Source organism: Agaricicola taiwanensis (assembly GCF_014635245.1).
Taxonomy (GTDB): Bacteria; Pseudomonadota; Alphaproteobacteria; order Rhizobiales; family Methylopilaceae; genus Agaricicola; species Agaricicola taiwanensis.
This window is the reverse complement of sequence record NZ_BMCP01000001.1, coordinates 394162-408778: the sequence shown is the minus strand read 5'-3', so window position 1 is coordinate 408778 and position 14617 is coordinate 394162. Positions and strand designations below refer to the sequence as shown.

Here is a 14617-nt window from a genome sequence, read left to right as displayed (position 1 = left end):
AAGATGCGCCGTCAGGCCGGGTCGAGCAGTTCGACCCGGCGGCCGACACGCTTGTGGATATGCACCATGAAGGCGGTGGCGACCAGCGGCGTTGCCAGGTTGACGATGGGGATCGCCATCATGGCAGCGATCATCAGCCCGCCGAAGAACACGCGGCCGCGATGCTGCCGCCGCAACGCCTTGGCTTCTTCCGGGGACCGGAACCGCATGGCGGCAAGTTCAAAATATTCCCGACCGAGCAGATAGCCGTTGGCGAGCCACCAGGCGATCAGGTTGACACCCGGAATGAGCGCCAGCAGCAGCACGCCGATGTTCACCACCAGCACCAGGGCTGCGAATTTGATGGCCAGAATGAGCGAGCGTGCCAGGGGCTGCTCCCGGCCAGGAGCATCGGCCGGATAGTGCGTGCGCTCGACCTCGCCCGCGATCTCGTCGAGAAAGAAGCCGGCTACCAGCGAGATGATCGGAGGCACGGCGAAGAACAGCACGACCAGGATGCCGAGCGCGGACGCGATCGCCGCGGTCCAATCCAGGAAGACATTCTGCAGAACGACCAGATGGGCCAGCGCCGCCTGCAAACCCGCACCGATCAGGATCAGCAGTAAAAGCGCGAGACCGACGCTCTTGAAGAGCACCATGCGGAACGGCGGCGAGAAGGCCTGGCGCAGGGCGAGTAACGCCGCATCGATCATGAGAGGTGTCCCCGTTGCTGTCGTCATGACGAAAGTGGTGCGAAGCCGGGCCCCGCGCAAGGCTCATCCGATGGCTGTGAGGCCTCAGGCCACGGTCTTGTCATCGTAGAGGCAGATGTCGCGGATGAGGCAGGAAGGGCAATCGGGCCTTCGCGCCTTGCACACATAGCGGCCGTGCAGGATCAGCCAATGATGGGCGTGATGCTTCCAGCGTTCGGGCACGACGCGCTCAAGTTCGAGTTCAACCTTCAGCGGATTGGCGCCCGGAGCGAGCCCCGTTCGGTTGCCGACCCTGAAGAGGTGGGTGTCGACGGCAATGGTCGGATGGCCAAAGGCGATGTTCAGCACCACGTTGGCCGTCTTGCGACCGACCCCCGGCAGGGTCTCGAGCTCCTCACGGGTTTCCGGCACCTTGCCGCCGTAGACCTCGATCAGGCGTTTGGACAGCGCGATGACGTTCTTCGCCTTGTTGCGGTAAAGGCCGATGGTCTTGATGTGCTGGATGAGACCATCCTCTCCGAGAGCCAGCATCTTTTCCGGCGTATCCGCCACCTCAAACAGCTTGCGAGTCGCCTTGTTGACGCCCACATCCGTTGCCTGCGCGGAGAGCGCGACCGCCACGACCAAGGTGAAGGGATTGACGTATTCCAGCTCGCCCTTCGGTTCGGGATTTGCCTGGTAAAAGCGCTGGAACATCTCCTCCACCGCCGCCGGGGAAAGGCGAGCGGGACGCTTCCTCGGCCTGGATGCTTTCGGTTTGGGGGGAGCAGGGGACTGGCGGGCTGGCATCGGAACGTTAGTATTGTGTCTCATGGATGACGACAAGCATCAGAAGGGCCCTGCGGAGCAGCTTCTGTTCGCCGCGGAGATCCGGCCTCACCGTTCGCTGACGCCGACGGGCTTCAAGCGATTGATGATGGCTGTCGCTCTTCTCAGCGCCATCGCGAGCCTTCCATTCTACATGATGGGTGCCTGGCCCGTGGTGGGGTTCTTCGGGCTTGATGTCCTGCTGCTTTGGCTCGCCTTCCGCTGGAGCTATCGCACCGCCCGGGCGCGCGAGGAAGTCTCCGTCACGGCGCTGGAGCTCTTTGTGCGCAAGATCTCGCACTGGGGCGATGTCTCCGAATGGCGGTTCAATCCCCTCTGGGTTCGGTTGAAGCGGGAGGAGGATGAAGATTACGGATTGATGCGGCTGGCGATCCTGGAGCGCAACCGTAGCCTCGATGTGGGCGGTTTCCTGTCGCCGCCGGAGCGAGCGGACTTTGCCGAGGCCTTTGCAAAGGCCTTGGCAGAGGCAAGACGCGGTCCTCGCTACGGCCATTAATACATATAGTTTGTGTTTAATATACAAATATCCTTTTTCTCTTGTAATATATTTCTATTTCCGCCATATTCGCGTTCAACCGGTGCGATCGAAGCGCCATGGATGAACTCGGATAGACCTATGAAAAAGATTCTTGGCGGCGTGCTCGTCGCACTCGCTCTTTCGGCCACGCCGCTCAAAGCGGAGGAGCCGAGTAAAATCCTGAACGTGTCCTACGACATCGCGCGTGAGCTCTATGTTCAGATCAACGAGGCTTTCACGAAGAATTACGAGGCGGAGACCGGCAAGAGCCTGACCGTCGACCAGAGCCATGCCGGCTCGTCCAAGCAGGCCCGTTCGATCCTGGAAGGCCTTCAGGCCGACGTCGTGACCTTCAACCAGGTGATCGATGTCAAGATGCTGGCCAAGGGCAGCCTCGTGTCGGAAGACTGGCAGTCGCGCCTGCCCAACAATGCCTCGCCCTACTATTCGCTTCCGGCCTTCCTGGTTCGCGCCGACAATCCGAAGAACATCAAGGGATGGGCCGATCTTGCCCGCGATGACGTGAAGGTGATCTTCCCCAACCCGAAGACCTCGGGCAACGCGCGCTACACCTATCTGGCCGCCGCTGCCTACGCCAAGGAAGCCTTCAACAACGACGAGGCGAAGGTGGAGGAGTACCTCAAGAAGGTCTTCGCCAATGTTCCGGTGTTCGATACCGGCGGCCGCGCTGCTACCACTACCTTCGTGGAGCGTGAGATCGGCGACGTCCTGATCACCTTCGAGGCCGAGGTGCATGGCATCCGCCGTGAATTCGGCGAGGACAAATATGAGGCCGTCGTGCCGGAGATGAGCCTTTTGGCTGAGTTCCCGGTTTCCGTCGTCGACAAGGTTGCCGACGCACGCGGATCTCGCGCCATCGCCGAGACCTATCTGAAGTTCCTCTATGCGCCGGAGGGCCAGGATATCCTCGCCCAGAACTTCAACCGCGTGCACGATGAAAGCGTAAAGGCCAAATATGCCGATCGCTTCCCGGAGGTGCGCCTCGTGACGGTTGAGGATGTGTTCGGCGGCTGGGATAAGGTCACCAAGGAACACTTCGGCGAGGGCGGCAAGCTCGACAAGGTGTTCGTCAATCGCTGACTGTGATAGGTGGGGTCCGGCCTTCTGACCGGGCTCCCATCGCAGAGTTATCGCTCATCCATGTGATCGATTTCGGATGGCCGGCATGACCCGGCCATCACGCATTTCAGGCTGCCGTACAGATGTCCGCTTCATCCCCCGCACGTCGCCATCTGCTTCCCGGCTTCGGGCTCACCCTGGGCGTGACGCTGCTCTACCTCGTTATCATCGTGGCCATGCCGCTGACGGCGATGCTGTTCAAGGCGGCAAGCCTCGGTTGGGCGGACTTCTGGTCGATCGTCACGTCGGAGCGGTCGCTTTCAGCGTTCCGCGTCACCTTTCTTGCAGCCGCTGGCGCAACTGTTTTTAACGCCATTCAAGGCCTTCTCATCGCCTGGGTGCTGGTGCGCTACCGCTTCCCGGGGCGGCGGCTGCTCGATGGTCTCGTCGATCTTCCATTTGCGCTACCGACGGCTGTTGCGGGTCTTGCGCTGGTCACCGTCTTTTCCAACAACGGCGTCTTCGGCCAATTTCTTGAGCCACTGGGGATCAAGGTCGCCTATACGCCGCTCGGCATCATGATCGCCATGGCTTTCACCTCCACGCCCTTCGTGGTGCGGACCGTCCAGCCGGTGCTGGAGGACATGCAGGGCGAGCTGGAAGAGGCGGCTCATGCGCTGGGCGCCACGCGCTGGCAGATCTTCACGAAGGTGATCTGGCCCACCATCCTGCCGGCCTTCACCGCCGGCTGCACGCTGGCCTTCGCCCGCAGCATCGGCGAGTTCGGAGCCGTGGTCTTCATCGCCGGAAATCTTCCGTTCGAGACCGAAATCATCTCGCTGCTGATGTTCATCCGACTCGATGAATATGACTATGCCAGCGCCGCGGCACTGGCGACCGTTCTTCTGGCCGCAGCCTTCCTGCTGCTCATCATCACCAACTCCCTCCAAGCCTGGCAGCTCCGCTATGCCGAACGCTCCTAAGCGCATGACGCACGTTCGCCACGGACGCAGCGGCAGTGAGATCGCGCTGATCGCCCTCGCGCTGGTTCTCGCCCTCGTCTTCCTCGCCGTGCCGCTGGCGGTGATCTTCGTCGAGGCGTTCAAGGCCGGTGTTGCGGTCTATGTTTCGAAGATCATGGAGCCGGCCACACTCCATGCCATCGGTCTCACCGTGCTGACCGCGCTCGTGGTGGTGCCCATCAACATCGGCTTCGGCATCGCCGCGGCATGGCTGGTGACGCGCTATCGCTTCCCGGGTCGAAAGCTTCTGATCAGCGTCATCGAGATCCCCTTCTCCGTGTCGCCCATCGTCGCCGGCGTCACCTACCTCTTTCTCTACGGCGCGCAGGGCCTGTTCGGACCGGCCCTCCAGGAGGCGGGCCTGCAGATCATGTTCACGATCTGGGCGATCTTCCTCGTCAGCCTGTTCGTGACCTCGCCTTTCGTGGCGCGCGAGCTGATCCCGCTGATGCAGCAGCAGGGCAGCGACGACGAGGAGGCTGCCTATTCGCTGGGTGCCAACGGCTTCCAGATCTTCCGCCTCGTGACGCTGCCCAACATCCGCTGGGCGCTGCTCTATGGCGCGATCCTCTGCAATGCCCGTGTGATGGGTGAGTTTGGCGGCGTGTCCATCGTCTCCGGCAGCGTTCGGGGCCAAACCATGACGCTGCCGCTGCAGATCGAGCTGCTCTTCAACGACTACAACGCCCTTGGCGCCTTCGCCGCCTCCTCCGTGCTGGCGCTGATATCGCTGCTGACGCTGGCCGCGAAAGCCATACTGGAGCGCCGCGCCGATCACGGCTAGAAAACGGGTGGCTCGGGCGGGCGGCATGAGGGACAGTGGACGCAACATCGGAGGCACTGCCATGCTTGCACCTGTTCAGACATTAGACCCTTGCGCCGACTATGACGTCGTGCGCCGCGCCGTCGCCTTCATCTCCGAAGAATGGCGCCGCCAGCCGGATGTGGAGACAATCGCCGAGGCGGCGGGCGTTGGCCCGGGCGAGCTCCATGCCCTCTTCCGCCGCTGGGCCGGGCTGACACCCAAGGCCTTTCTTCAGGCCGTCACCATGGACCGCGCGCGCGGACTGCTGCGCGAGGCGGACAACGTGCTCGATGCCGCCTATGAGCTCGGCCTCTCCGGCCCCGGCCGGTTGCATGATCTCTTCGTCACCCATGAAGCCATGTCACCGGGCGAATGGAAAGCGCGCGGCGGCGGCCTGACCATCTCCTGGGGCTTCCATCCCTCTCCCTTCGGGCAGGCGCTGGTGATGGCGACACCGCGGGGGTTGTGCGGCCTCGCCTTCGCCGACGCGGGCGAAGAGGCCGCGGCTCTGGAGGACATGACGCGGCGTTGGCCCAACGCGCAGTTTCTGCAGGATGGACCCGCCACAGCGACGGTTGCGGCGCGTGTGTTCGATCCGGCCGAATGGTCGCAGGACCGGCCGTTGCGGGTGGTCATGATCGGCACGGACTTTGAGATCCGGGTGTGGGAAACACTGCTGGCGATTCCCATGGGCCGCGCCACCACCTATGGGCGGATCGCCAGCCACATAGGCAAGCCGTCCGCCTCACGTGCGGTGGGCGCGGCCGTGGGGCGCAACCCCATCTCCTTCGTGGTCCCCTGCCACCGGGTCATCGGCTCAACGGGCGCGCTGACCGGCTATCATTGGGGCCTGACGCGCAAGCGCGCCATGCTGGGTTGGGAGGCCGGCAAGGCCGCCACCGGTCAGGGCGTATAGCGGTCGCTGACGAGACGGGTCCAGGTCTCTCCGGCAAAGCCGCTGGTGATGCCGCGGCCTTCATGAACCGCCGCCAGGATCTCCGGATCGCGCGCATGCACCATGGCGGAATGGCGGCGGAACATCAGCGCACGGCGCTTGAGAAGCGGCTCCACGAGGCGGGCCTGCGTGCGACCTTTCGCCGAGACATAGCCTTCGGCGTCGAGTTGCAGCAGCATGGCGTCCACAACCTGCAGGGCCGTGTCCGGCCGCGACAGCAGTTGGATGACCCAGGCCACACCGCCAGGATGGGCATGATAGATGTAGCCGCCGATGACCCTGTCGTTGCGATCCACCACGAGGCGGTGCTGCAGGGGGCCGCGCTTGCGGTTGCCGCTGGCGTGGGCAAGCTGCCATCCCAGCGTTTCCTCATCCCAGTCGGGCGTGAGGTCGTAAGCCTCGTCGGCAAGCTGGATGAACGCGCGGATGAATTGGTCGCGCGGCAGATCCTGCACTTCCGCCTGGTTCTGCGCGGTCACCCGGTGCGGGTCGCGCGCGAGATAACGGGCCAGCATGCGATCGAGCGGGCCTGCGACCGGTCTGCCGAAGCGCGTCAGCGGAAAGCGCTCCGCCGCGAGGGAAGCCGCGAAGGCGGCGGGGCGAAACAGGGCGAGCCATTCCATGCTTTCCATGGTGGCGGCGCGCGCCGAGAATTTCTCCCACATGCCAACGGCAATGGGATTGATGGGCTCTGAGACCGAGACATCCTGTGCCCCGTTCATGAAGGTGCGCAGCAGGAGCGCCCCGGCCATGGGGTTCTTGGCCGGTTCCGCCACGGCGATGGTGGTGGGCGCGGCGGCGCTCAAGACGCGGCCCTTGAGGCGCATGCGCAGCGGGATCACGCCGATATAGCCGCCGATGGTCCGCTCCGGCGTCACATAGACCTGGCTCTGGATCGCAGGATCGCGCCAGGGATGGCGGAAGAAAAGCTCCCGCATGCAGTCGAGCAGAGCTTCCGGTGCGGGATCCTTCGGGTTGCGGAACACCCGCTGGAACAGCGTTCCGATCGCGGGGATATCCTCCGCCGCAAGCGGCCGAATCTCGGTCATCGTCGCGCCTCGCATGGACGTCAGAAAGCGCCGCGGGACCAGCCGCGGGATCACTCTCATACGAGGGGTGTGACAACATTGAATTAATGGCGCGCAACGCCGCGCCGACCGTTCCCGTTTAACGGTATCTTTGCGCCTCCACGCGCAGAACGAGCGGCACGCCGTCGCACCCTCGTGCGATGGATTGGGCAAGAGGACGTTCGTGCCGAAGTTTCCCTCCATCTCGTCCCGCCAGGACCTGAAGGCCTTGGCTGCCCGGCTGATGCGGCAGGACGAGGGCCGCAGGGCATGGCTGACGGCCGGCATGGCTTTCATGGTGCGCGTCACCAGCGCGGCCATGCTGCTCGTCACCCAGATCCTCCTGGCGCGCTGGATGGGGAGCCATGAGTTCGGTGTCTACATCTTCGCCTGGACCATCATCGTCATGGTCGGCGATCTGATGCCGCTCGGCTTCGTCATGACCGCGCAGCGCGTCATTCCGGAGGCACGCCACCACGGCGAAGCAGCGGCCTTAAGAGGGTTTCTGCTGTCGAGCCGGCTCTTCACCTTCGCCGCCGCCACGGCAGCCATGCTGGTTCTGATCGCACTGGCGCATCTGGCGGCGCCCTGGCTTTCCAACATCGACCCCCGCGTCATCACCATCGCGGCCTTTGCCCTGCCGGCCTATGCGGTGGTCAATGTGATGGACGGCATCGCCCGCTCGTTCGACCGGGTCAATCTTGGCCTCGTGCCGCCCCTGATCGGCCGGCCCATCATGCTGGTGCTGCTGGTGGGCGGCGCACATCTCATGGGCTTCACCACCGATGCCGTGACGGGTGTCACTGCCGCCGTGATCGCGACCTGGGCTCTTGCGAGCATTCAGCTTGTGCTGCTGGGGCGGCACCTGCGCGCCGCCGTGGGGCCGGGTCCCCGCGACTACCGGTTCAGATCCTGGCTGTCGGTCTCGCTGCAGATCTTCGCCTCGATCTGCTGCGTCAGCCTGTTCACCTATGCGGATATCATTGTCCTCAACATCTATGCCGAGCCCGCGGATGTCGCGATCTATTATGCCGCTCTCAAGGTGGTCGGCATCACGAGCTTCATCGGCTTCGCCATCGCTGCCGTCATGGGCCACAGATTCGTGGAGCGGCAGGTGGCCGGCGACCGGGCCGGGCTGGAACAGCTTCTGGCGCAGGCGGTAAAGGCGACCTTCTGGAGCACCGCCGCGCTGATGGCGGTGATCCTGCTGCTGGGGCGGTTCATCCTCGCTCTGTTCGGCCCAGATTTCACGGCGGGCTACAGTCTTCTGCCGATCCTTGCCCTTGCCTTCCTGTGCCGGGCGTCGGTGGGACCGGCGGAGCGGGTCTTGACCATGCTGGGCGAGCAGCGCGCTGTCGCACGCGTCTATGCTGCAGCTTTCGTGGCGAACCTTGGCGCGAGCCTCATGCTGATCCCGCTTTACGGCCTCACCGGGGCCGCGTTTGCCGTGACCATCGGCACGGGTGTGGAAGCCCTCATGCTCTATCGGACGGTTCGGCGCCGGCTCGGTCTCCACGCCTTCATCGTGGGCGGCGCCGGCGTGGCGAAACCCGGCTATGGGGCGATACCGTGAGGCCCATGGTGACCAGTGACCCGATACCTGCGATGGCTCTCTCCGGCATCCGCCCGTTCGCGCCGGCCGACGCCAGTGACGTGGCAGGTCTGTTCCGGCGTGTCTTCATGCGCGAGCGCCACGTCAACATCGATGCCCTCGCCCGCTGCTTTCAGGACATCTTCCTGACGACGACCTACGGCAGCCTTGCCAACGGCTCGCTGGTGTTTGCCGAAGCCGGACGCATCACGGGCTTCGTCGGTGTGGTGCCGACCCTCTTCCACGTGGGCGAGCAGAGCGTTCGCGTTGCCATGGTGGGTTCGCTGATGGTGGAGGACCCGCGAAGCAACCCGTTGACGGGTGCGCGGCTGGTGCGGGCGGTTGCCACGGGCGGCTACGACATAGTGCTGAGCGAGACGGCCAATGCGGTGTCACGACGCATGTGGGACACGATCGGCAGCCGCTCCGTGCCGGGCTACAGCCTGGATTACATCAAGATCCTCCATCCCGCGCGCTTTGCACTGGACGTCGCGCGGCGCCGTTATGCCATCGCGCATGTGGCGAGACCTTTCGCCCACGCCATCGACCTGCTGGCGGCGCCGCTGCGCCAGGCGTCCGTTACCCTGGACGCGGCCTACGGCGAGGCCGATATCGGCGCGGATGAGACTGCCGACCTGATCCTGCGGCTGACGGCCGGCCGGACCATGCGGCCCGCGTTCGACGGAGCCGCATTGGCACGCAGGATCGAGCATGGTTCGGTCAAGCGCGGATATGGCGATTATGTCGCTCGCGCCGTCACACATCGCGGTGTGCCTGTCGGTCTCTACATCTACCACGTCTATGCGGGCCGCTTCGCCTATGTGCGGCAGTTGCTGGCCGAGCCGAAGCATATGATGGAAACGGCAACCCGGCTGATTGAAGACGCGCGCGCTCGTGGCGCCGTGGCTGTCAAAGGCCGGGCTGAACCCGCGAACATGACGGCGCTGGGGCTCCATCAGTGCTTCTTCTCCCAGCGCGCCTCCACCATCGTGCACACCACACGGCCGGATCTTCTGTCGCCACTGCTATCAGGAGATGCCTTCGTCACGGGAGTTGCCGGCGAGACCTGGATGCAGTTGATCGGCCACTCATTCCCTCCCGCTGTTAAGCAATAACGTTAACCTATTTACCGGTATTTACTTTACTAAACCGGACGGTGTTTTTTTATTATATTTGTTTCAACGACCATTAATCTGATTATGGCCGGTTGAAGCACGGCATACCGGGGGAAAAATGTGCGGGATTGCGGGATTTTTTGGGCAGCCACCCAACGGGGCCGCGGCCGTGCTTGCGGATATGATCGGCGCTGTCAGGCACCGTGGCCCTGACGCCAGCGGCATCCATATCAAGGAGACCGCCGGCCTTGCTCATGCACGCCTGTCGATCATCGACATCGCCTCGGGGCAACAGCCCATGCGCACGGCCGATGATGAGCTGTCGATCACCTTCAATGGGGAGATCTTCAACTACGTCGAGCTGAAAACCGAACTGGAGCGCCACGGACATATATTCCGAACCGCTTCGGACACCGAGGTCATTCTGCACGCCTATCGACAATGGGACGTGGACTGCGTCTCCCGCTTCAACGGCGATTTCGCCTTCGCGCTCCATGATGCGCGCCAGCGCCGGCTCTTCGCCTCCCGCGACCGCATGGGCGTGCGTCCGTTCTTCTTCACGCGCCAGGGCCGCTGCATCTATTTCGCCTCGGAGATCAAGGCACTTCTGACTGTGCCCGGCATCACCGCCGAGATCGATCCCATCGCCCTCGATCAGATCTTCACCTTCTGGTGTCCTCTCGCGCCGCGCACCGGCTTCAAGGGCATCGAGGAGCTCGAGCCCGGCCACCGATTGATCGCCGAAAGCGACCGGCTGGTCTGTGAACCCTACTGGCGCCTGACCTATCCCCGCAGCGGCGAGGAGGAGGAAGATCGTCGTTCGGAACCTGAGATTCGGGAAGAGTTGCGTGCGCTCCTTCTCGACGCGACAGAGCTTCGGTTGCGCTCCGATGTTCCTGTCGGCGCCTACCTCTCGGGTGGGCTGGACTCATCCATCATCACGGCTGCTGTCAAACACATCCGCTCGGACCGGCTGCGGACGTTTTCCGTCACCTTCGACAATGCCGAATTCGACGAGACGGCGTTTCAGAACGAGATGGTGGCTGCCCTCGGCACGGCGCATTCGGCCGTTGCCACCACGCCCGCCGATATCGGCGCACTTTTCCCTCAGGTGATAAAGGCGGCCGAGCGGCCGATCCTGCGCACAGCGCCGGCCCCACTGCACCGGCTTTCGGCACTGGTGCGCGATGAGCACTTTAAGGTTGTCCTCACCGGCGAAGGTGCGGACGAGTTGTTTGCCGGCTATGATATCTTCAAGGAAGCGAAGATCCGCCGCTTCATAGCGGCACAGCCGCAGTCGTCGCGCAGGCCTCTGCTGCTAAGGAAGCTCTATCCCTACCTGCCGCGTCTGGCCGGACAGAGCCAGACATATCTGGAGAGCTTCTTCGGTGCACGCCCCGGCGACGAGACCGACCCGCTGTTCTCTCATCTGCCGCGCTTCCGCAACACGGCATCGGCGAAGATGTTCTTCTCCGGCGCCCTCAAAGCCGAACTTGGCGGATATGATGCGCTGGCGGACCTGCGCGACCGCCTGCCGGCCGATTTCCCGCGCTGGCATCCGCTGTCGCAGGCGCAGTATCTGGAGGCCGGACTGCTGCTGCCCGGATACATCCTGTCGAGCCAGGGTGATCGCGCGGCCATGGCCAACGCCGTGGAAGGCCGCTTTCCCTTCCTCGACCATCGCGTGGTGGAGTTTGCCGCGCGAATTCCGCCCAGGTTCAAAATGCGCGCGCTTCGGGAGAAGCACATCCTGCGCGATGCCTTCCAGGACCTTCTGCCAAAGACGATTGCAAACCGCATCAAGCAGCCCTACCGCGCCCCCGATGCGCCGTCCTTCTCCGGTCCTGATGCGCCAGCCTGGGTGAGCGACACGCTCGCCACCGATCGCGTCCGTGACGCCGGCCTGTTCGAGCCCCGCGCGGTCGAAAAACTGATGACCAAGTGCAATTCAGGCCGCCCCCTGGGCTTCAAAGACAACGCCGCTCTGGTGGGGATCGTCTCCACTCAGCTCTGGCACGACATGTTCACGAAACAAGCGGCCCAACCGCCCGCTCGCAAGATCGCCTGACCTTCGGAAGGAACGCCACAATGACCGACAGCACCGAAAGCCGCATCCGCGCCTTCATCCAGGACAACTTCCTGTTCGCCGACAACCTCGACGCCTTCGCCAATGATGCCTCGCTGATCGAAGCCGGTGTCATCGACTCCACCGGCGTGCTTGAGCTGGTGTCGTTCCTGGAAAGCGACTTCGGCATCCATATCGCCGACGCCGACATTGTTCCGGAGAACCTCGACAGCATCGCCAGCATCAGCGCCTTCGTGCGCTTCAAGCAGGCCAGCATCGCCTCCGTCGCCTGATCGTAACGAGGAAAGATGGCCATGCGGGTCGAACGGTTCCTGGAAGACAGCGCTGCGCGGCATCCGGCCAAGACGGCTCTGGTCGCGGGTGGGCGGCGGATCAGCTTTGCCGAGCTCGACCGCGAGACAGGGCGGTTTGCCGCCGGCCTCATCGCGCTCGGCTTTCAACGCGGCGACCGCGCCGTCATCTTCATGGACAATGCCTGGGAGGCCGTGGTCGCCATTTTTGGCGTCTTGAAGGCGGGGGGTGTTTTCAGCCCCGTCAACGCCTCCACCAAGGCGGACAAGCTGGGTTACATCCTCGGCAACTGCCGTGCTTCGACCCTCATCACGCAGCATCGGCTTGCCCCGGTCGCACAGGAGGCCGCGTCGGCAACGCCCTCCGTCACCATCACCGTGGTTGCCAATGCCCCCGAGGGGACCTGCCCCGCGGGGGCCGAACGCTTCGAGGCGATGACGTCAGGCGAGTACGGCGACCGGCCCAAGCGTTTCGCCGGCATCGAAATCGACCTTGCAATGCTGGTCTATACCTCCGGCTCAACCGGCTTTCCCAAGGGCGTGATGATGACCCACCAGAACGTGGTGGCCGCGGCAAGTTCCATCACCACCTATCTGGAAAACACGGCCGACGACATCATCCTCAACGCGCTGCCTATTTCCTTTGATTATGGGCTCTACCAGGTGCTCATGGCGATGAAGCTGGGCGCGACGCTGGTCCTGGAGAAATCCTTTACCTTCCCCGCCGCCATTTTCAAGCGCGTGGCGGAGGAAAAGGTCACGGGCCTGCCGCTGGTGCCAACCATGGCGGCCATCGTGCTGCAGATGCGGGATCTGAAGCCGGGCGACTACCCGACGCTGCGCTACATCACCAACACCGCCGCCGCCCTGCCGCCTGCTCATATCGATCGGCTGCGTCAGCTGTTCCCCTCCGCGACCGTCTATTCCATGTATGGTCTCACCGAGTGCAAGCGCTGCACCTATCTGCCGCCGGCCGAGCTTGATCGCCGGGCGGGATCGGTTGGCATCGCGATTCCCGGCACCGAAGCCTATGTGGTCGATGAGACCGGCCGGAGGGTCGGGCCGAACGTGGTGGGCGAGCTCGTGATCCGGGGTCCTCACGTCATGAAGGGCTATTGGGAGAATGAGGAGGCCACCGCCAAGGCGCTGCGGTCAGGCCCCTTCCCTTGGGAAAAGGTGCTCCATACCGGCGACCTCTTCCGCACCGATGCCGACGGTTTTCTCTATTTCGTCGGCCGCAAGGACGACATCATCAAAACCAAGGGCGAGAAGGTCAGTCCCAAGGAAGTGGAGAATGTGCTCTACGCACTTGCCGGTGTTCGAGAGGCCGCCGTCATCGGCGTGCCCGATCCCATCCTCGGTGAGGCCCTGCGCGCCGTCATCGCACTGGAGCCTGGCGCCGGATTGACCGAGGCCGATATCGCCCGCCACTGTGTCAGGAACCTCGAGGATTTCATGGTTCCCCGGCAGTTCGACTTCCATGACGAGCTTCCTAAAACCGACACCGGCAAGATCAGCCGCCGGCTGGTAGCCGAACTCAGTCTTTGCGGCATGACCGAAGCAGCGGAATGACCATGAACGCCAGCACAGCTCCCTCCCGGGCCACTCCCGTCTTCACCGCCGACGCGCTGCTTCTCGACGCCGAGGCGGAGGTGGAGCGCATCGTCAGCACGGTGCGCCGACAAATGGGGCAGGTGCTGCGTCGTCGCGGCGCGGTCCTCGGCCTTTCAGGCGGGATCGATTCCAGCGTCACGGTTGCCTTGATGGCGCGCGCGTTCGGACCGGACCGGGTGCTCGGCATCCTGATGCCGGAACGGGACTCTGAAGACGAGAGCCTGACGCTGGGCCACCTCGTGGCGGATGCGTTCGGCGTGCCGACGGTGCTTGAGGACATCGGCCCCATGCTCGATGCCGCCAGGTGTTATCAGCGGCGGGACGAGGCCATCCGCCGACTTGTGCCTGAGTATGGCGCGAGTTGGGCCTGTAAGGTTGTGATCGAGAACGAGGGCTTCAACATTAGCTACCTCGTGGTGCAGTCGCCGGACGGAGTGCAGCAGAAGCTGCGTATGCCGGCCGATGTCTATCTGGCCGTGGTCGCCGCCACCAACATGAAGCAGCGCACCCGCAAGCAGATCGAATATTTCCACGCCGATCGCCTGAACTATGCCGTGGCCGGCACGCCCAATCGGCTTGAATACGACCAGGGCTTCTTCGTGAAGAACGGCGATGGCGCGGCCGACCTGAAGCCCATCGCGCATCTCTACAAGAGCCAGGTCTATCAACTCGCCGCTTATCTCGGCGTGCCGGAGGAGATCCGCCGGCGGCCGCCGACCACCGACACCTGGTCGCTCGCCCAGACGCAGGAGGAGTTCTACTTCTCCGCGCCCTGGCAGGTCATGGACCTGTGCCTCCTCGGTCTCAACAGCCATGCGCCCGTGGAAGAGGTTGCTGGGGCGGCTGGCCTCACCGCCGATCAGGTCCAGCACATCTGGAAGGATATCGAGGCCAAGCGGCGGTCAACGCGCTATCTCCACGAGGCGCCGCTGCTGGTGGATCCTGCCTGATCCGG

14 protein-coding genes are annotated in these 14617 nt (G+C 63.8%); 11 read left to right on the top strand and 3 right to left on the bottom strand.

The annotated features are described in order from the left end of the window. Positions 1-11 precede the first annotated feature (11 nt). Positions 12-692 (bottom strand): sulfate transporter family protein, encoded by a 681-nt coding sequence (locus IEV58_RS01945; protein ID WP_188408014.1) that lies wholly within the window; start codon positions 690-692, stop codon positions 12-14. A gap of 84 nt (positions 693-776) precedes the next feature. Continuing rightward, positions 777-1388 (bottom strand): endonuclease III, encoded by a 612-nt coding sequence (nth, locus tag IEV58_RS01940; protein ID WP_229729122.1) that lies wholly within the window; start codon positions 1386-1388, stop codon positions 777-779. Between the two features lie 115 nt (positions 1389-1503). On the opposite strand from nth, the gene IEV58_RS01935 reads away from it, so the two are divergent. The 5 genes from IEV58_RS01935 (at position 1504) to IEV58_RS18345 (ending at position 5860) form a co-directional block, all read left to right on the top strand. Further along, positions 1504-2016 (top strand): DUF2244 domain-containing protein, encoded by a 513-nt coding sequence (locus IEV58_RS01935; protein ID WP_188408012.1) that lies wholly within the window; start codon positions 1504-1506, stop codon positions 2014-2016. A gap of 120 nt (positions 2017-2136) precedes the next feature. Beyond that, positions 2137-3138, top strand: coding sequence for a sulfate ABC transporter substrate-binding protein (locus IEV58_RS01930; RefSeq protein WP_188408011.1), 1002 nt, complete (start codon positions 2137-2139; stop codon positions 3136-3138). 122 nt (positions 3139-3260) lie between these two features. After that, positions 3261-4100, top strand: coding sequence for a sulfate ABC transporter permease subunit CysT (gene cysT, locus IEV58_RS01925; RefSeq protein ID WP_188408010.1), 840 nt, complete (start codon positions 3261-3263; stop codon positions 4098-4100). Beyond that, on the top strand, positions 4084-4923 hold the full coding sequence (gene cysW, locus IEV58_RS01920) for a sulfate ABC transporter permease subunit CysW (RefSeq protein ID WP_229729121.1): 840 nt from the start codon (positions 4084-4086) through the stop codon (positions 4921-4923). Before cysT ends, cysW begins: the two co-directional genes overlap by 17 nt. A 61-nt stretch (positions 4924-4984) precedes the next feature. After that, positions 4985-5860 (top strand): methylated-DNA--[protein]-cysteine S-methyltransferase, encoded by an 876-nt coding sequence (locus IEV58_RS18345; protein ID WP_188408008.1) that lies wholly within the window; start codon positions 4985-4987, stop codon positions 5858-5860. Here IEV58_RS18345 and IEV58_RS01910 read toward each other — a convergent pair. After that, positions 5848-6948, bottom strand: a complete 1101-nt coding sequence (locus IEV58_RS01910; RefSeq protein WP_188408007.1) for a hypothetical protein — start codon at positions 6946-6948, stop codon at positions 5848-5850. The genes IEV58_RS18345 and IEV58_RS01910 overlap by 13 nt on opposite strands. A 202-nt stretch (positions 6949-7150) precedes the next feature. On the opposite strand from IEV58_RS01910, the gene IEV58_RS01905 reads away from it, so the two are divergent. The 6 genes from IEV58_RS01905 (at position 7151) to nadE (ending at position 14612) form a co-directional block, all read left to right on the top strand. Then, complete coding sequence (locus tag IEV58_RS01905; protein ID WP_188408006.1) at positions 7151-8539, top strand: lipopolysaccharide biosynthesis protein; 1389 nt, start codon at positions 7151-7153, stop codon at positions 8537-8539. 5 nt (positions 8540-8544) lie between these two features. Further along, positions 8545-9672, top strand: a complete 1128-nt coding sequence (locus tag IEV58_RS01900; protein WP_188408005.1) for a hypothetical protein — start codon at positions 8545-8547, stop codon at positions 9670-9672. A 118-nt stretch (positions 9673-9790) separates the two neighbouring features. After that, positions 9791-11740 (top strand): asparagine synthase (glutamine-hydrolyzing), encoded by a 1950-nt coding sequence (gene asnB, locus IEV58_RS01895; RefSeq protein ID WP_188408004.1) that lies wholly within the window; start codon positions 9791-9793, stop codon positions 11738-11740. 20 nt (positions 11741-11760) lie between these two features. Then, positions 11761-12030: an acyl carrier protein gene (locus tag IEV58_RS01890; protein WP_188408003.1), complete on the top strand. Its 270-nt coding sequence runs from the start codon at positions 11761-11763 to the stop codon at positions 12028-12030. Positions 12031-12051: 21 nt separating this feature from the next. After that, on the top strand, positions 12052-13620 hold the full coding sequence (locus IEV58_RS01885) for a class I adenylate-forming enzyme family protein (RefSeq protein WP_188408002.1): 1569 nt from the start codon (positions 12052-12054) through the stop codon (positions 13618-13620). A 2-nt stretch (positions 13621-13622) separates the two neighbouring features. Beyond that, positions 13623-14612: an NAD(+) synthase gene (gene nadE, locus IEV58_RS01880; RefSeq protein WP_188409045.1), complete on the top strand. Its 990-nt coding sequence runs from the start codon at positions 13623-13625 to the stop codon at positions 14610-14612. The last annotated feature ends 5 nt before the right edge of the window (positions 14613-14617 follow it).